At 67.7% G+C, this 16,486-nt stretch carries 14 protein-coding genes and 2 pseudogenes; 6 read left to right on the plus strand and 10 right to left on the minus strand.

Features of this window, described 5'->3' with window-relative positions; all coding sequences use genetic code 11:
* Positions 1–15: 15 nt before the first annotated feature.
* The gene (locus ACUCV0_RS16700) at positions 16–942 is read right to left on the minus strand and encodes a 2-hydroxyacid dehydrogenase (protein WP_482213191.1); all 927 of its coding nucleotides are present in this window, start codon (positions 940–942) and stop codon (positions 16–18) included.
* A 231-nt stretch (positions 943–1,173) separates the two neighbouring features.
* Between ACUCV0_RS16700 and ACUCV0_RS16705 the strand changes: the two genes are divergently transcribed.
* Entirely contained in the window at positions 1,174–1,887 is a 714-nt protein-coding gene (locus tag ACUCV0_RS16705) for a cupin domain-containing protein (RefSeq protein WP_482213192.1), read from the plus strand.
* A gap of 52 nt (positions 1,888–1,939) precedes the next feature.
* Here ACUCV0_RS16705 and ACUCV0_RS16710 read toward each other — a convergent pair whose 3' ends face one another.
* The 8 genes and pseudogenes from ACUCV0_RS16710 to ACUCV0_RS16745 form a co-directional block, all read right to left on the minus strand.
* Positions 1,940–2,431: an Lrp/AsnC family transcriptional regulator gene (locus ACUCV0_RS16710; RefSeq protein ID WP_007161776.1), complete on the minus strand. Its 492-nt coding sequence runs from the start codon at positions 2,429–2,431 to the stop codon at positions 1,940–1,942.
* Positions 2,432–2,460: 29 nt separating this feature from the next.
* Positions 2,461–3,150, minus strand: coding sequence for an HAD family hydrolase (locus ACUCV0_RS16715; RefSeq protein WP_454252938.1), 690 nt, complete (start codon positions 3,148–3,150; stop codon positions 2,461–2,463).
* Positions 3,151–3,346: 196 nt separating this feature from the next.
* On the minus strand, positions 3,347–4,636 hold the full coding sequence (gene gabT, locus ACUCV0_RS16720) for a 4-aminobutyrate--2-oxoglutarate transaminase (RefSeq protein ID WP_482213193.1): 1,290 nt from the start codon (positions 4,634–4,636) through the stop codon (positions 3,347–3,349).
* A gap of 143 nt (positions 4,637–4,779) precedes the next feature.
* Positions 4,780–6,243, minus strand: a complete 1,464-nt coding sequence (locus ACUCV0_RS16725; RefSeq protein ID WP_482213194.1) for an NAD-dependent succinate-semialdehyde dehydrogenase — start codon at positions 6,241–6,243, stop codon at positions 4,780–4,782.
* A gap of 141 nt (positions 6,244–6,384) precedes the next feature.
* Positions 6,385–7,287: a LysR family transcriptional regulator gene (locus ACUCV0_RS16730; RefSeq protein ID WP_482213195.1), complete on the minus strand. Its 903-nt coding sequence runs from the start codon at positions 7,285–7,287 to the stop codon at positions 6,385–6,387.
* A 76-nt stretch (positions 7,288–7,363) separates the two neighbouring features.
* Positions 7,364–9,389, minus strand: a pseudogene (locus ACUCV0_RS16735) (2Fe-2S iron-sulfur cluster-binding protein).
* A gap of 31 nt (positions 9,390–9,420) precedes the next feature.
* A complete protein-coding gene (locus tag ACUCV0_RS16740) occupies positions 9,421–10,032 on the minus strand; it encodes a glutathione S-transferase family protein (protein WP_482213196.1) in 612 nt (203 codons plus the stop codon).
* 128 nt (positions 10,033–10,160) lie between these two features.
* Positions 10,161–10,748, minus strand: a pseudogene (locus ACUCV0_RS16745) (M20/M25/M40 family metallo-hydrolase); the annotation flags it as partial.
* Positions 10,749–10,771: 23 nt separating this feature from the next.
* Between ACUCV0_RS16745 and ACUCV0_RS16750 the strand changes: the two are divergent.
* Entirely contained in the window at positions 10,772–11,149 is a 378-nt protein-coding gene (locus tag ACUCV0_RS16750) for an IucA/IucC family C-terminal-domain containing protein (RefSeq protein ID WP_482213197.1), read from the plus strand.
* A gap of 13 nt (positions 11,150–11,162) precedes the next feature.
* Here ACUCV0_RS16750 and ACUCV0_RS16755 read toward each other — a convergent pair whose 3' ends face one another.
* Positions 11,163–12,059 carry a LysR family transcriptional regulator gene (locus ACUCV0_RS16755; RefSeq protein ID WP_059314834.1) on the minus strand — a complete coding sequence of 299 codons (897 nt, stop codon included), beginning with the start codon at positions 12,057–12,059 and terminating at the stop codon, positions 11,163–11,165.
* An 86-nt stretch (positions 12,060–12,145) separates the two neighbouring features.
* Between ACUCV0_RS16755 and ACUCV0_RS16760 the strand changes: the two genes are divergently transcribed.
* The 4 genes from ACUCV0_RS16760 to ACUCV0_RS16775 are packed head-to-tail and all read left to right on the plus strand — an operon-like array spanning position 12,146 to position 16,484.
* Entirely contained in the window at positions 12,146–12,922 is a 777-nt protein-coding gene (locus ACUCV0_RS16760) for an SDR family NAD(P)-dependent oxidoreductase (protein ID WP_482213198.1), read from the plus strand.
* Position 12,923: 1 nt separating this feature from the next.
* Positions 12,924–13,679, plus strand: a complete 756-nt coding sequence (locus tag ACUCV0_RS16765; RefSeq protein ID WP_482213199.1) for an SDR family NAD(P)-dependent oxidoreductase — start codon at positions 12,924–12,926, stop codon at positions 13,677–13,679.
* Between the two features lie 40 nt (positions 13,680–13,719).
* Positions 13,720–15,120, plus strand: coding sequence for an aspartate aminotransferase family protein (locus ACUCV0_RS16770; protein ID WP_482213200.1), 1,401 nt, complete (start codon positions 13,720–13,722; stop codon positions 15,118–15,120).
* Entirely contained in the window at positions 15,117–16,484 is a 1,368-nt protein-coding gene (locus ACUCV0_RS16775; RefSeq protein WP_482213201.1) for a glutamine synthetase family protein, read from the plus strand. The genes ACUCV0_RS16770 and ACUCV0_RS16775 overlap by 4 nt, the downstream gene beginning before the upstream one ends.
* Positions 16,485–16,486: the final 2 nt, after the last annotated feature.

The following is a 16,486-nucleotide window of genomic DNA, read 5'->3' on the forward strand; positions in this document are numbered from 1 at the left end:
CACCCGGAGCCTCGGCTAATACCCCCGCTGCCGATCCACCAAACCCTGCATCGGCTCACCGCGCTGGTGGCGGCGGATGTTCTCCAGCAAGACCGTGAAGGCCGTTTCCGGCACCGTCATGGCGCCCACGTGGGGTGTCAACCAGATGCGCGGGTGCTGCCAGAAGGGATGGTCGGCCGCGGGCGGTTCCGGCTCCACCACATCCAGCACCGCCTGGCTCAGCTGACCGCTGTCCAGCGCCGCCAGCAGATCGGCCTCCACCAGCTGGGCGCCACGTCCCAGGTTGATCAGGCTGGCGCCACGGGGCAGGGCGGCGAACAGTTCGGCATCGAGAATTCCACGCGTCTCCCGGGTCAGCGGCAGCAAACAGATGAGAATCTCGCAGTCGGCAAGAAAGGCAGGCAGCTGCTCGGGGCCGGCATGACAGCGTACCCCTGGCAGCTCATGGGACGATCGTGACCAGCCTGACAGCGCGAAGCCAAAGCTCGTCAGGCGCTCCAGCACCGCCTGGCCGATCTGGCCAAGGCCGAGCACCCCGACGCGTCTGTTCTCCGCTGTCACCAGGGCATGTTCCTGCCAGCGCCCCGCACCTTGCTGGTCGAGGTAGCGCGGCAGCTGGCGATGCAGCGCCAGGACCATGAGCGTCGCGTACTCCACCATGCCGGCGACGATGCCGGGATCGAGCATGCGCACCACCGGCAGGTCGGCAGTCAGCAGGCTCAGGTCGAACTGATCGACCCCGGCCGAGGTGGCGAACAACACCTCCAGGTTGGGAAAGCGGCTGGCGAGGTCTTCTGGTGGTTGCCAGCAGGCCAGGTAGCGGACCTCGTCGGCGTTGCCCACCTCTGGCCACTGGCGAAATTCGATATCGGGCGCGCGTTCCTGGAACAGGCGGCGCCAGGCCTGGCCGCGTTCGGGATCGGCCTTGTAGAGCAGCGTCATGGGAAGGTCTCCGGCAAAGCTCAAGGATGGCGCAAGGGGGCGGTAGTTTGTCCTGAAATCCCAGGCGTCGCCGTCATGATCGGTGGTGCGGCGGAAACTGCGCCGCATCTGGGAAAAACGGCAGCTTCTGTGTTGCGTCTCGCCGGAAACGCCATATCCCGGCCGTCTTGGCGGTCGATACTGACCCTGTCCGCGGCATGCCCGCCGCGCCTCTGGTCGTGAGGATTCGCCATGCCCCTGTTGCACTACTGCCAACCGCCCAATGACCGCCAGCTGCCGCGCGCGCTGCAACCCCTGCACGGTGATCCCCTGGCCGCTGGCCGGGAACTGCACCTGCACGACGGCCGCCTGGGCTATGTCATGGGCAGCGCCACCAGCCACTCCGCCGATTGCCAGCTGGATGACTTTCCCTGGGTGGAAGTGAGCATTCTCGAAGCGGGCGAGTTGCAGCTGGAGTGGGCCGGTAGCGCCCTGCAGCTCAAGGCCGGCGATGCTTTCATCCTGCCGCGTGGCCTGAGTTGCCGCTGGCGCCACAGTGGCGAGCTACGCCGCCTGTTCATGGCCTTTCCCGGCCGCGCCAGCGAAGGCCCGATGCCGTCGGCGCCATTACTGCTGGATCCGGCCGCCGTGCGTGAGCCTTCGCCGCCACCGGCCGCCAGCGTGCTGCTCAGCCCGGCGCCCACTGCCACGGGCTGCGACCTGTTCGAAAGCGGCGGCGGCGCCTTGCGGGTAGGGATGTGGGAATGCACCGGCTACGTGCGCAAGGCAGTGACCAATCCCCATTGCGAACTGATGCTGCTCTATGCCGGCTCGGTGACCCTGGCCGTTGAGGGTGAAGCGCCCTGCAGCATCAGGGCGGGCGAGGCGGTGCTGGTACCCGCGGAGACCCCCATGGCCTGGGACAGCCAGGAGACGGTGCGCAAGCTCTATTGCATCCTGCGCTAGGAACGGCGCGCTCCGGCAGCGGGGTGCTGGCGGAGCGTCGAGGTGCGAAGTACTAGCCTGCCTTGATCAGGCTGCGCAGCGGCAGGGCGTTCTTGACCACCGGCGACTTGATGACGATGTAGCTGAAGTACTTCTCGATCCCGACGTTGCGGTCGAGGATGGATTCCATCAATTCCTGGTAGTGACCGATGCTGCTGCACATGAACCGCAGCAGGTAGTCGTAGCCCCCACTGATGAGGTGGCATTCGAGGATCTCATCGACCCCGCGGATGAAGGACTCGAACTTCACGAAGTCGGCGCGCTTGTGGTCGGAGAGGGTGACTTCGGTGAACACCGTCACCGAGTTGGCGATCTTGGCGAGGTTGACGTGGGCCTCGTAGCCACTGATGTAGCCGGCCGCCTCGAGGCGCTTGACCCGCTGCAGGCAGGGGCTGGGAGAGAGGCCCACGGCTTCGGCGAGACTGACATTGGTCATCCGGCCATCCTTCTGCAGCTGCACCAGGATGTTGATGTCGATGCGATCCAGTTTTGTTGCGGCGTCCATCGTCGTTCCTCGCAATCGTGAACGGCAGGCTAGGCACGCAGGGCGGTCTGGTGGGCGTGTACCAGATCGGCGAGACTTGCGTACTCGCACCGCGTGCCATCCAGGGCCTGCCGCGAAAGGTTCCAGGGCCGCGAGCGATCACGGCGCAGGGTACACAGCGGAAAATCCACCAGGGGGTTCCAGGGATCGTCCGGTTCGCTGCCTCTTACCGGCAGCAAGTCCCCACGCACCAGGCCAAGTTCTTCCAGGGTGCCATCCAGCGCCAGGCGCAGATCGCCACCCCGGTTGGGTATGACGGCGGCGAACACCTCAGGCAACCGCGCCGTGATCGCTGCCGCCTCGCCGTCATCGGGCGAGGCGAGCAACACCAATCGATAGAACTTGCTCAGGTACTGCAGCGCGCCCGGAGCATCCTCGAACACCGGCCAGCACGCCGTGGCGTTTCCAAAAGCCACGCTGGCATCCAGGTCTGCTTCCTGTTGCAACTCCTGCGCCAGTCGCTGGTGAATGCGCAGATGCAGACTGATCTGACTGGCAGTGGGTGCTGTCTGGCGCAGTTCGCGGGCCAGGCGGTGATAGCTGCCGAGCAGCCAGTCGGGATGGGTGCTCAGCCCCGCCTGCGCCACGAGGGGGCGCAGGGCTTCGAGGATGCCCCCTTCACGGTCGACGAGGGTGCCGTAGCAGGAAAAGCCTATGGCCTGGTAACGCGTGATTCTCATGGTCGGATTCCCCTTCGCCGCGACAGTGGGGCCGGGCGGCGTTACGTTCGACCTCAGAAGCCGCTCACGATCTGCTGCGCGTCGGCCAAACTTCGTTGAAAACGCCTTCGAAATGCTCATTTACCACTTGTAAACTGCGCTTTCTCAGGCCTTTTCGCCTTGTTTGGCTCTAGCTCGCGAGACCGTGAGCAACTTCTCAGGCACTGGCCTGGGCGAGGGCCTGGCCGAACATCTGCAAGGCTTCGGCCAGTTGTGCTTCTGTAGTGACCAGAGGCGCCAGGAAGCGGATGACGTTGCGCTCCACTCCGCACTTGATCACCAGCAATCCGGCCTGACGGGCGCCCTCGATGACCTGCTGAGCGAGGGCGGCGTCCGGGCTCCTGCCGTCCGCGCCGACCATCTCCACCGCCAGCATGAAGCCGCGGCCGCGGACCTCGCCGATACGCGGATGGCGGCGTTGCAGGTCGAGCAGACCGCTGCGCAGCTGTTCACCCAGGGCGACCCCTCGGGCGACCAGGTCCTCCTCTTCAAAGATGTCCAGGACCGCCAGCGCTGCGGCGCAGGCCAGGGCGTTGCCGCCGTAGGTACCGCCGAGGCCGCCGGGCAGGGGCGCGTCCATGATGGCGGCGCGACCGACCACCCCGGAGAGCGGCAGGCCGCCGGCCAGGCTCTTGGCTACCGTCACCAGATCGGGCTGGATGCCGGTCTGCTGGAAGGCGAAGAGGCTGCCGGTACGGCCGAAGCCGGTCTGGATCTCGTCAGCGATGAGGACGATACCGTGCTGGTCGCACAGCGCGCGCAACCCCTGGAGGAATTCCACCGGCGCCGGACGGAATCCGCCGTCGCCCTGTACCGGTTCGATCAGGATGGCGGCCACCTGGTCGGGGGAGACCTGGGTGGCGAGCACTTCGCGCAGGCCGGCCAGGGCCTGCTGGGTGTCCACGCCGTGGAAGGGATCGGGGTAGGGCGCGTGATAGATGTCGCCGGGGAAGGGGCCGAAGTTCTGCTTGTAGGGCTGGGCGAAGCCGGTCAGGGTCACGCCCAGCAGCGTGCGGCCATGGAAGCCGCCGCGGAAGGCGATCACCCCCGGCCGCTTGGTATGGGCACGGGCGATCTTGATGGCGTTCTCCACCGCTTCGGCCCCGGAGGTCAGCAGCAGCGTCTTGTAGGCCTCACCATTGCCGATCAGGGTGTTGAGGCGGCTGGTCAGTTCCAGGTAGGGCTCGTAGGCCATCACCTGGAAACTGGCGTGGGAGATCTCCCCGACCTGGCGGCGGACGGCCTCCACCACCCGCGGGTGATTGTGGCCGACGTTGAGCACGCCGATGCCGCCGACGAAATCGAGGTAGCGGCGACCATCCACGTCCCAGACTTCGCTGCCCTGGGCGCGGGCCACCACGACGGGGTGGGCGGTGATGATGCCGCGGGGAACGCCTTGTTCGCGATAACCCAACAGACGTTCGGTGGCTTTGGCAGCGGAATTCATGCAGCGATACTCCAGGCAGGGGCGAGAGTTCCAGCCTACGCAGGCCGTGGGGTCGGTAACGCTGAAGTTGCCGGCCCCCGCATCGCGATCGGCTGTTTTGATCAGGGGTGACGGCATTTTCGGTTGCTCGCCGCCGTGGGATTTCAGTCGAGCCCGCCCAGGTGCCAGGCCTTGACCTCTAGGTACTCGTCCAATCCCAGGTGCGAACCCTCGCGGCCCAGTCCCGACTGCTTCACGCCGCCGAAGGGGGCGACTTCCATCGACAGGGTGCCGGTGTTGAGCGCCACCATGCCGAAATCCAGCTGTTCGCCCACCCGCCAGGCGCGGCGCAGATCCTGGGTGTAGTAGTAGGCAGCCAGCCCGTAGGGCGTGGCATTGGCCAGGGTCAGGGCCTCGGCCTCGTCGCGAAAGCGAAACAGCGGCGCCACCGGGCCGAAGGTCTCCTCGCTGGCCAGCAGCATGTCCGCCGTGGCGCCGGTCAGCACCGTGGGGGCGACGAACTGGTCGCGGCCGCTGGGCAGGCCGCCGAACAGGGCCTTGGCGCCCTGGGTCAGGGCGTCGTCGACGTGGCGGGCCACCTTGTCCACCGCCTGGCGATTGATCAGCGGACCCAGCGTCACCCCGGCCTCCAGGCCGTTGCCCACCTTGAACTTGGCGACCTCGGCGGCCAGGCGCTCGGCGAAGCGATCATGGATGCGGTCCTGTACCAGAATGCGGTTGGCGCAGACGCAGGTCTGGCCAGCGTTGCGGAATTTGCTCTGCAACACCCCCGCGACGGCCAGGTCCAGGTCGGCATCGTCGAAAATGATGAAGGGGGCGTTGCCGCCCAGTTCCATGCTGGTGCGCTTCACCGTGGCCGCGCATTGCGCCAGCAGCAGCTGGCCGATGCGGGTGGAGCCGGTGAAGGACAGCTTGCGTACCGCCGGATTACGGGTCAGTTCGCCGCCGATGCCGGCAGGCATGCCGGTGAGCACATTGAATACGCCGGGCGGAAAGCCGGCGCGGTCGGCCAATTCGGCGAGCGCTAGGGCCGAGAGCGGGGTGAGGTCCGAAGGCTTGATCACCACCGGGCAGCCGGCCGCCAGGGCCGGCGCGGCCTTGCGGGTGATCATGGCGTTGGGGAAATTCCACGGGGTAATGGCGGCGGCGACGCCCACCGGCTGCCTGAGCACCAGCACACGGCGATCGCGCGCCGGGGCGGGTAGGATATCGCCATAGGCGCGCCGGGCTTCTTCGGCGAACCATTTGACGAAGCTGGCGCCATAGGCGATCTCGCCACGGGCCTCGCCCAACGGCTTGCCCTGTTCCAGGGTCATCAGCAGAGCCAGATCGTTCTGGTGTTCCAGCATCAGGGCGTACCAGCGCTCCAGCAACGCCGCGCGCTCGGCCGCCGGACGCTCGCGCCAGGCTGGCCAGGCGGCTTCCGCCGCGGCGATGGCGCGGGCGGTTTCCGCAGCCTCCAGGGCCGCTACCTGGGCGATGGTCTCGCCGGTGGCAGGGTTTTCCACGGCGAAGGTGGCGCCGTTGTCGGCGGTTATCCAGTGGCCGTCGACATAGGCGGATTCCTTGAACAGGCGGGGGTCTTGCAGATCGAGGTGCAGCGGCATGGTGGCGCTCCCAATGGCAGGTCAGGCCCTGAGTCTAGGGAGCGGCGGCGGCGGCGGATGCCGAATTGGCCCCATGCGAGCGGCGGGAGAACGCGTTCGGCGCGCCCTGGCCGCAGTTTGTGCGGCGGCTATCCGGCTTGGTCAACCGGGCATTTCGCCAAACAGCGGATCGGCACGCAGCGCGGCCGCCGCCAGCGCAACGAAGAGTCTGACCTTGGCCGCCGCCTGACGGCCTTGCGGATAGACCAGATGCACCGGCAGAGGCGCCTCTTCATGGGCTTCGAGCACCAGGCGCAAGGAGCCGTCGGCCAGCGCTGGGGCGATCTGGTAGTGCAGCACCCGGGTAAGGCCCCACCCAGCCCGGGCAGCGGCGATGGCGGCCTCGTTGGTGTTGCACAGCAGCAGCGGATCCACCACTACCCGTTGACCCTGGGCGAAACGCCATTCCGGCGACGCCCAGGCACCCTGGCAGGCGAGGATGCGGTGCTCGCGCAGAGCTGCCGGCGTGGTGGGAATGCCCTGGGCGTCCAGATAGGCAGGGGCGGCGCACACCACCCGCCGCACGCGGCCGACCTGGACGGCGGTGAAACCCGAGTCCGGCAGTTGGCCGATGCGCAAGGCGACGTCCATGCCTTCGTCCAGCAGATTGACCTGGCGATCGACGAAGAAGGTACGGACACGCATCTCCGGATAGCGAGCGAGAAAGTCCAGCACCAGGGGCAGCACGTGCAGTTGCCCGAACAACATGGGCGCGGTGATCGCCAGGGTTCCCGAGGGCCTGGCCTGGTGTCCCGCGGCCGCCAGTTCCGCCTCGGCGATTTCGCCGAGGATGCGCCGACAATCCTGCAGATAGCGGGCACCGGCCTCGGTGGGCTTCACCGAACGGGTGGTACGCACCAGCAGCTGGGCGCCGACCAGCGCCTCCAGGCCGGCCACCAGGCGCGTCACCGCCGGGGCGCTCAGGTGCATTTCCCGGGCCGCACGGGCGAAACTCTCGGTTTCGGCCACCTTCACGAACACGCGCATCGCCTGCCAACGATCCATCTGCGGGGTTTTCCTCACGACGCCGGAGAGGGCCGGCCAGACGCCCATGGTAGTCGACACGCCCTGGCTGACCAGCCTAGAGGTCGAATTCCAGCGGCGCGGACCCGGCAGCCGGCAGTGCGCAACAGAGCAGGGCCTGCTCGGCGGTCACCGCCGCGGCGGGTTCCTTGGCGTAGGTAACGACGCCCTTGAGCAGCCGGGTGCGGCAGCTGCCACAGTGCCCCTCGCGACAACTGAACGCAGGCTCTAGTCCCTGGGCCTCGGCCAACGCCAGCAGGCTGCCGGTGGCGGGTATCCACTGGGTCTCCCGGCCGGACGCCGTGAAGCGCACCGGGACGGCTGCCGTGGACGCCACGGGACGTGCAGGCTGCGTAGCTGCGGCAAGGGTGCGCACCAGCCCGGCCGGACCGAAGGCTTCGGCATGGATACGGCCATCCTCGATGCCATGACCCCGCAGGCCGTCGTAGAGGCCCTGGGTAAAGGCGGCCGGACCACAGAGGTAGAAGTCGTAGTCGCCGAAGGGCAGGTAGCGCCCGAGCAGGGCCGGATCGATCCGGCCGGCGGCGTCATAGTCGACCTCAGCGATGGCGTCCGCGGGATCGCTCAGTACCCTGATTACCTGCACCGAGCCGGCGGCCAGGGCCGTCAGTTCGGCGAGTTCCCTGTCGAAGGCCCGTTCCGTCCTGGTGCGGGCGCCATAGAACAGCGTGACGGTTCGCTGACCTTCATGGACCAGCTGCCGCAACATGGCCAGCAGCGGGGTGATGCCGATTCCGGCGGCAAGCAGCACCAGCGGACGGGTGCCGGCAGGTCAAGGTGAAGTCACCAGCGGGCGCCCGCGCTTCGATCAGATCGCCTTCGCGCAACTGGTCGTGCAGCAGCCGCGAGACCGTACCCTCGCGCTTGACGCTGATGCGGTAGCGGCCATCTGCGGGAAGGGAGGTCAGGGTATAGGTCCGCACCAAGGATGGCTGGCCTTCCCTGGGTATCATCCGAATCGGTAGGAACTGGCCGGCCTGATAGGGAGACAGCGCTGCGCCGTCCACCGGCTCCAGATGGAAGGAGCGGATGGTGGTGCTTTCCTGGACGATCCGGGTAACGCGCAGCGGTCGCCAGTGTCGCGCCCGGGCCCCAGCCTCTAGGCGCCGCTCGACTTCCAGCCAGCTGCCGGTCAGCTGACTGCTGTCCGATGCGCCTCCGGCCTGCGTCTTCCAGCGCAGCGCCAGGGTGGCACGGCGGCGGACGATCCGCCGCGGGCGGAAGGTCCAGAGCCGCTCGGCCCCTTCGAACGCCGCGATCTCCGGCGAGTCGAATAGCACCTCGGCGGTGCCGCTGAGGTGCAGCAGATCGCCGTGTTCGTAGTCCACGAACAGCAGGCCGGCCTGGCCGTTGGCGACGACATTGCCCAGGGTGTTGAAGAACAGGTTGCCGTTGAAGTCGGGAATGGTCAGCAAGCCCTCGGCGTCGACCCGGACGAAACCCGGCTTGCCGCCGCGGTGGGAGACATCGACCCGCCGCTGGCCCTGCTGGTCGGTATAGGAGGCGACAAAAAAGGTATCGGCGCCAGCAATCACCGCGCGGGCATCGGCGTCCAGGCAGGCAAGGTGCTCCACCGTCGCGACCGGGGTCGCGCCCGGCGCGTGGGCGAACATCGGATCGCGCAGCTGGATATAGCGCGGGCAGTTGCCGAAGCTCTGGTCCACCGTCACGCGCAGACCCTGGGCGGTGGCGTTGAGGATGCCGTTCATACGATTGCGCCGACGCGAGTGCAGCTCGATGCCGAGCAGCGCCACGGCGGCGCCGTCGCCCAGTCCCGGTGTTGCCGGATCCTCAGCTGAAAGGTGGGCCGCGATATCCAGGGTGGTAGGCGTGGGCGAGGCAAGAAAGCCCGGCTGGCCTTCCAGGATGGTCGCCCAGGCCGCGCCCTCGGCATCGACGCTGCCCAGTACCACAAAGGGTAACTGCGCGAAGAACTGCCGATGCTGGTCGGGCATGAACGGCCGGATCACCCGCGGCCCCAGGGCCTCCAGGCGTTCACGAAGGCCTAGCTGTTCCTGGATGAAGGTTTCCCCGGCGTGCCAGGTGGGTAGGGGCTCATGCATGACCTTGACCTCCAGCAGGGTGAGGGCTCGATCAGGCCCGGAGGCCGGCCACGATCTCGGGAAAGGGCACGAAGCCGGGCAGGGCCTCCACCCGCTGCAGGAAGGCGCGCACCGCCGTATAGGGCGCCAGCTCCACATTGCCTTCCGGCGCTCCAGCCAGGTAGCTGTAGAGGGCGATGTCGGCGATGGTCGGGTGATCGGCAGCCAACCACTCGCGCGTGGTCAGGTGCGCCTCCAGGCGTTCGAGCAGGACATGGGCGCGGGCGATGACTTCTTCCGGATTCAGGCGGGCACCGAACACCGTGATCAGTCGCGCCGATGCCGGGCCATAGGCCAGTTCGCCTGCAGCCACCGATAGCCAGCGCTGCACCGCGGCCGCGCCAGCGGGGTCTTCCGGTAGCCAATCGGTACGCCCGGCCTTTTTCGCCAGGTAGACGAGGATGGCGCTGGAGTCGGCGACCACCGTTTCGCCGTCCTGCAGTACCGGTACCTGGCCAAAGGGGTTGAGGGCGAGAAATTCGGGCGTGCGATTGGCACCGCCCGGGATATCGACATCGATCAGCTCGACCTCGAACCCCAGCAGCGAAGCGAAGAGCTCGGCGCGATGGGCATGACCGGACAACGGGGTGTGATAGAGCTTCATGATCCAACTCCTGGCAGGCCTCGGGGCCGAGGGCGGTCCCGATAGGTGCTACCAGCTTGGAATCAGAACCTTTGCGAGGGAATGGGCCTTCTGGTCAGTTCAGCATTCCGCAAAATGGAATGATGGCGCTATCGACGGGCAAAGGCGAGCACCCGCGCCAGCATGGCATCGCAGCCATCCAGCTGCGCCTGGGTGATGAATTCGTCCGGCTTGTGACCCTGGGCCATGCTGCCGGGCCCACAGACTACCGTGGGGATGCCGGCCGCAGCGAACAGACCCCCTTCGGTACCGAAGGCCACCGTACCGAACTCACGGGAGCCACAGAACTGTGCGACCCAACTGGCCGCCTCGCTTTCGACGTCGGTATCCAGGCCAGGGTAGCTGGAGAGTTCGGCAAAACTCACCGTGCTCTGACCGCTGATGGCACGCATGGCGGGTAGCAGCGTCGCTTCGGCATAGGCCTGCAGCTGATGGATCACCTGGTACGGATCCTGGGCGGGCAGGGCGCGGATCTCGAAATCGAAGGTGCAGTCCTGGGGCACGATGTTCAGCGCCTGGCCGCCGCCAATGAGTCCGGTCTGGACCGTGGAAAAGGGCGGATCGAAGCGCGCATCCCGGCATTCCGGCGCTTTGAGCGCCTCGCCCAGTCGGCCGAGTTCGACGATCAGGCGGGCGGCGTATTCGACGGCATTCACCCCTTCAGACGCATAGGCCGAACGATCACGCCACCGCACGGGCGTTGCTGGCCCGCACCCTGTTCGGCGATCTGCTGCGACCGCTTTGGGAAACCCTGGCGCGGGTCGGCCGCGTCTCGCCACGCATCCTTTGGGAGAATGCCGCGGTGCGGCTCTACGCGCTGTACGACCGCCGCCTCACCGAGCTGGCCGATCCCGCGATCCGCGCCCGTTGCGCCGAGGACTTCGCCTGGCTGCTGGCCGCCTCGCCGAGCGAGCTGGGGCTGGAGACCAATCCGCTGGCGCAGTTCCGCCGCCCCGCGACCGCCAATAGCGTGGGCCGCGCGGTTCGCTTTCGGCGTACCTGCTGCTTCTACTACCAGGCGACGACGCCGGCGGAATACTGCTCCAACTGCCCGCTGATCAGGCCCCGGGAGGCCTAGGCAGCGGGGCAGGCTACTCCGGCTTGGTCCCGATCTGCTCGCGCAACAGCTGCAGATAGCGCCGTGCTCCCAGGCCCTGGGGGCGGTTCTTGATCCAGATGACGTCGATCCAGCGGCGGATCTGGCTGGCCATGTTATCGAACCCGACTGGTTCGAGCAGGCCGGCGGCAATCAGGGGGCGTACCAGCGGATGGGGCAGATAGGCCCAGCCCAGGCCGGCCTGGACCAAGTCGAGGGTGGCCAGGTAGCTGTCGGTCAGCCAGACCCGCTGCGATAGCACGATCTGCGGGTCCGAGGCGTTGCGGTCGCCGCCGGCAACCACGATCTGGCGGGTATCGGCCATGAGCGTCTCACCCAGTGGTCGGCCCGCGCGAGTCGAGGGATAGCCGGGCGCTGCGACCGCCGTGAGCAACTGGCTGCCCGCCTCGGCGAAGCCCTCGTGCTCGTCGATCCCCGGACGCTCGAAGATCAGCGCCATGTCGACGCTACCCTCGTGCAGCAGCCGGATCGCCTCGGCGCGCGCCGCCGAGCGGATCTCGATCTCCAGTGCCGGAAACTCCTCGGCCAGGGTGGCGAGTGGCCGGCTCCAGGCGCCCGTCTGCAGCTCGGGCGCCATCACCAGCACGAAGCGCCGTTCCAGCCCTGCGTGCAACTGCAGGGCATGGGCGTCGAGCAGATTGAGTTGGCTGGCCACCTGCCGCGCCTGGGGTTCCAGGGCGCGGGCGGCAGCGGTGGGCAGGGCCTTGCGGGTGGCGCGGTCGAACAGCACCAGGTCCAGCTCGGCTTCCAGCTGGGAGATCGCCATGTTCACCGCTGACGGCACCCGCCCCAGGACGCGGGCAGCCGCGGAAAACGAGCCCTCGTCGATCACGGCGAGAAAGACCCGAAGCGTTTCGCTGGTAAAGGCCATGGTTGTCAATTTCACTGATAACGATCGTCTTTTTGTATCAGCCAGACAGGCTTAGAGTCCAGTCAGACAATAACGGAGACAGCGACATGAGCGAGTCGATGGCGGGCCGGGTGGCCCTGATCAGCGGTGCCGGCAGTGAATCCGGCATCGGCATGGCGATCGCCCGCCGCCTGGGCGCGGCGGGGGCACACCTGATCGTCACCGCCAGTAGTGCCCGGATCGCCGAACGGGTGGAGGAATTGCGCGCTGCCGGTTTCACGGTGGAGGGGCGGGCACTCGACCTGACCGAAGAGGCGGCGGTCAGGGATTTCGGTCAGTGGGCCGAGGCCCGCTGGGGGCGGATCGACATCCTGGTCAACAACGCCGGCATGACCATGCAGGGCAGTCCCGAGCCCCTGGTGGAGGTGGCGCGGATGACCCTGGCCGACTGGAATCTGACCCTGGCGCGCAACCTGACCACGGCCTTCCTGCTGACTCGTGCCGTATTGCCCGGCATGCAGGCGCGCGGCTATGGCCGCATCGTCCATGTCAGTTCCGCCACCGGCACCCGGGCGGGCAATCCCGGGGAAGCAGGCTATAGCGCGGCCAAGGCCGCCATGGTCGGCATGAACATGAGCCTGGCGCTGGAAGTGGCCGGGCAGGGCATCACGGTCAATGCCGTGGCGCCCGGCTGGATCGAGACCGCTTCCAGCCTGCCGGAAGAATTGCTGGCCGCGACCCGGGTCCCCGTGGGCCGCGCCGGTCGTCCTGCCGAGGTCGCCGCGGCGGTGGCCTTCCTGGCCTCGCCCGAGGCGAGCTACATCACCGGGGAATACCTGGTGGTGGACGGCGGCAACAGCCGCATCGAAAACAAGGGGGCCTGACATGCAGCCGGTCGTACTGGTCAGTGGGGTACTGGGTGGCATCGGGGGGGCGGTGCGCGAGCATTTCCTGCAGGCGGGCTGGCAGGTCTTCGGCACCGATCTCGACGGCGCAGCCCTGGCGGCGCTCCAGGCCGACGGCCGCCTTGCCGGCCAGCACGCCGCCGACCTGCGCCAGGCCCGCGCGAGCCGGGAAGTGGTCGCCAGCGTCCTGGACCGCCTCGGTCGCCTCGACGCCCTGGTCAACTGCGCCGGTGTCTGGCGCGAAGGCCCGGCGGAAACCTTCAGCGAGGAAGACTTCGACCTGGTGCTGGACGTCAATCTCAAGGCCAGCTTCTTTCTCTGCGCCGCGGCCATTCCCGCGCTGCGCGACACCCGCGGCGCCATCGTCAACCTGAGCAGCGATGCCGGTCGCCAGGGCAATCGCAATGCCGCCGTCTACTGCGCCAGCAAGGGCGCGGTGACCCTGATGACCAAGGCCCTGGCGCTGGACCTGGCGCCAAGCGGGGTGCGCTGCAACAGCGTCTCGCCCGGGGACGTGGCGACGCCCATGCTGAGCTTCCAGGCCGAGCGCTATGGCGAAGGCGATCCGGCCGGCTACCTGCAGGACCTCCTGGCCAAGTATCCGCAAGGCGAGCAGGCGCGCTTCATCCAGCCCGAGGAAGTCGCCGAGCTGGCCTTCTTTCTCTGCCAACCCGCCGCCCGCTCCATCACCGGCGCCGACATGGCCATCGATTGCGGCGTCTCGGCCGGGCACTGAGCCCGGGCCGATCCGCCCTTCACCTCAAGAGGAATCCGACATGACTACCAGTGGCATCAGCGAAGCGGCCGTCGAGGCCTTCACCGCGCGCGAGCGCGAACGCTTTCTTGCGCGCAACCCCCAATCCCTTGCGCTGGCCGAGCGGGCCAGGCAGTCGCTGTTCGGCGGCGTACCCATGCACTGGATGAGCGACTGGTCGATGCCCAGTGCGTTGTTCGTCAGCCATGCCCAGGGTTCGCGTTTCCATGACGTCGACGGTCACGACTACGTCGACTTCTGCCTGGGCGATACCGGCAGCATGTTCGGCCACTCGCCCGAGCCCATCGCGCGCGCTCTGGCCGAGCAGGGGGCGCGTGGCCTAACGACCATGTTGCCGGGCGAGGATGCGGTCGTTGCCGGGGAACTGCTCGCCGAGCGCTTCGGCCTGCCGTTCTGGCAGGTGGCGACCACGGCCACCGACGCCAACCGCTATGTCATCCGCTGGGCGCGCGCCATTACCAATCGCAAGATGCTGCTGGTGTTCGACGGCTGCTACCACGGCACCGTCGACGACGTGATGGTGCGCCACCAGGATGGCCGCACCGTGCACCGTGGCGGCCTGATCGGGCAGGCGCACAACCTGGCCGAGACCAGCCGGGCCGTGCCCTTCAACGACCTCGTGGCGCTGGAGGCAGCGCTGGCGAAGGGCGACGTTGCCGCGCTGCTGTGCGAGCCGGCCATGACCAACATCGGCATGGTGCTGCCCGAACCGGGCTTCATGGATCGGGTGCGGGCCCTGACCCGCCAGTACGGCACCCTGCTGATCCTCGACGAAACCCATACCCTGTCCACCGGCCCTGGCGGCTGCACCCGCGCCTGGAATCTGGAACCGGATTTCATCACCTTCGGCAAGCCCATCGCCGGGGGCGTGCCCTGTGCGGCCTATGGCTGCAGCCACGAGATGGCCCAGGCGATGCGCCTGGCGCAGCAGCATGCCAGCGAGACCAGCCACGGCCATGGGCACAGCGGTATGGGGACCACCTTGTCGGCCAATGCCCTGGCCATGCGCTGCCTGCGTGTCTGCCTCGAAGAGGTGATGACCCCGGCCGCCTATGCGCGGATGCTGCCGCTGGCGGCGCGACTCGCCGCCGGCCTGCGCGCGGTGATCGCCCGCCATGGTCTTGCCTGGTCGGTCACCGAACTGGGCGCACGTTGCGAATTCCAGTTTTGCGCCACACCGCCCCGTACCGGTGCGGAGGCCGAGGCAGCCTTCCATGACAGCCTGCAACAGGCGCTGCATCTCTACCTGATCAACCGGGGCATCCTCATTACGCCGTTCCACAACATGACCCTGTGCTGCCCGGACCTGGCGCCCGCAGACGTCGATCTGCTGCTCGCCACCCTCGACCAGGGGCTTGCCGAACTGCTGGCGCTGCCGGGCGCCCGGAAGGTGCAGCCATGAAATTCGCCGACGCCCAGGAAGCCCGGGACTTTCTCGCAGCGCACCCCGAGGTGCGCAGCATCGAACTCATCCTGATCGACGCCAATGGTGTGCCGCGCGGCAAGCTGCTGCACCGCGACGAACTGCTGGCCATCTACGAGCAGGGCCGGCCGCTGCCCAGCTCCATCCTGGCGCTGACCCTGCAGGGCGAAGACGTCGAAGCCACCGGCCTGGTCTGGGAGGTGGCCGACGTCGATTGCTGGACCTATCCGCTACCCGGCAGCCTGACCCTGCAACCCTGGCGCAGCACCCCTACCGGTCAGGTGCAGGTGAGCATGCACCCGACCCAGGGGTTGCCGGCCACGCCCGCCGATCCCCGGCATGCGCTGGTGCGGGTGATCGAGCGGCTGCAGGCGGATGGCTACCAGCCGGTGATGGCGGTGGAGCTGGAATTCTATCTGCTCGACCGCGCCCGCGATGCCCAGGGCCGTCCGCAACCGGCCGTGCAGATGAATGGCGTGCGGCCGGGTTCGCCCCAGGTCTATGGCGTCTATGAACTGGAACAGCTGCAGCCTTTTCTCGACGACCTCTATGCCGCCTGCGAAGTGCAGGGGCTGCCGGTGCGTACGGCCATCTCCGAATACGCCCCCGGCCAGCTCGAACTGACCCTGCTGCACCGGGCCGATGCCCTCCAGGCGATCGACGAAGGCATTCGCTACAAGCGCCTGGTCAAGGGCGTGGCCAACCGCCATGGGCTGCAGGCCTGCTTCATGGCCAAGCCCTTCGGCGACCAGGCCGGCAGCGGTCTGCACCTGCACGTCAGCCTGGCCGACGCCGAGGGCAACAACCTCTATGCCAGCGAAGACCCGCAAGGCACGCCGTTGCTGCGCCATTCCATCGGCGGCATGCTGCACCGGATGCTGGATGCCCTGGCGATCTTCTGCCCCAACGCGAATTCCTACCGGCGCTTTCAGGCCAACAGCTACGCGCCCCTGGCCAAGAGTTGGGGCGTGAACAATCGCAGCGTCTCCCTGCGCGTACCGGGTGGTCCGGCCAGCAGCCGCCATATCGAGCACCGCATCTGCGGCGCCGATGCCAATCCCTATCTGGCCGCCGCGGCCATCCTGGCGGCCATCCACGAAGGCATCCGTGACGAACGCCACCCCGGACCGGCCATCGTCGGCAACGGCTACGAGCAGGCCACCGCCTTCCTGCCCACCGACTGGCTCACCGCGCTGCAGGCGCTGGAACGCTCTGCATGGATCAAGGAGGCGCTGGGGGACCGGTTCATCGAGGTGTATCTCGCCATCAAGCGTGCCGAATACCTGCAGTTCATGGCCGAGGTAGGGGAGCAGGACTGGCGCTGGTATCTGACCCACGCCTGAGC

Source organism: Pseudomonas sp. VMV1 (assembly GCF_056790235.1).

Bases quoted from the DNA above. Each gene is read 5' to 3' on its own strand.
- ACUCV0_RS16725 (WP_482213194.1), bottom strand. From the start codon at position 6,243: ATGCCGCTGCACCTCGATCTGCAAGACCCCCGCCTGTTCAAGGAATCC.
- ACUCV0_RS16770 (WP_482213200.1), top strand. From the start codon at position 13,720: ATGACTACCAGTGGCATCAGCGAAGCGGCCGTCGAGGCCTTCACCGCG.
- ACUCV0_RS16740 (WP_482213196.1), bottom strand. From the start codon at position 10,032: ATGAAGCTCTATCACACCCCGTTGTCCGGTCATGCCCATCGCGCCGAG.
- ACUCV0_RS16730 (WP_482213195.1), bottom strand. From the start codon at position 7,287: ATGGATCGTTGGCAGGCGATGCGCGTGTTCGTGAAGGTGGCCGAAACC.
- ACUCV0_RS16700 (WP_482213191.1), bottom strand. From the start codon at position 942: ATGACGCTGCTCTACAAGGCCGATCCCGAACGCGGCCAGGCCTGGCGC.
- ACUCV0_RS16760 (WP_482213198.1), top strand. From the start codon at position 12,146: ATGAGCGAGTCGATGGCGGGCCGGGTGGCCCTGATCAGCGGTGCCGGC.
- ACUCV0_RS16775 (WP_482213201.1), top strand. From the start codon at position 15,117: ATGAAATTCGCCGACGCCCAGGAAGCCCGGGACTTTCTCGCAGCGCAC.
- ACUCV0_RS16705 (WP_482213192.1), top strand. From the start codon at position 1,174: ATGCCCCTGTTGCACTACTGCCAACCGCCCAATGACCGCCAGCTGCCG.
- ACUCV0_RS16710 (WP_007161776.1), bottom strand. From the start codon at position 2,431: ATGGACGCCGCAACAAAACTGGATCGCATCGACATCAACATCCTGGTG.
- ACUCV0_RS16755 (WP_059314834.1), bottom strand. From the start codon at position 12,059: ATGGCCTTTACCAGCGAAACGCTTCGGGTCTTTCTCGCCGTGATCGAC.
- gabT (WP_482213193.1), bottom strand. From the start codon at position 4,636: ATGAATTCCGCTGCCAAAGCCACCGAACGTCTGTTGGGTTATCGCGAA.
- ACUCV0_RS16715 (WP_454252938.1), bottom strand. From the start codon at position 3,150: ATGAGAATCACGCGTTACCAGGCCATAGGCTTTTCCTGCTACGGCACC.
- ACUCV0_RS16765 (WP_482213199.1), top strand. From the start codon at position 12,924: ATGCAGCCGGTCGTACTGGTCAGTGGGGTACTGGGTGGCATCGGGGGG.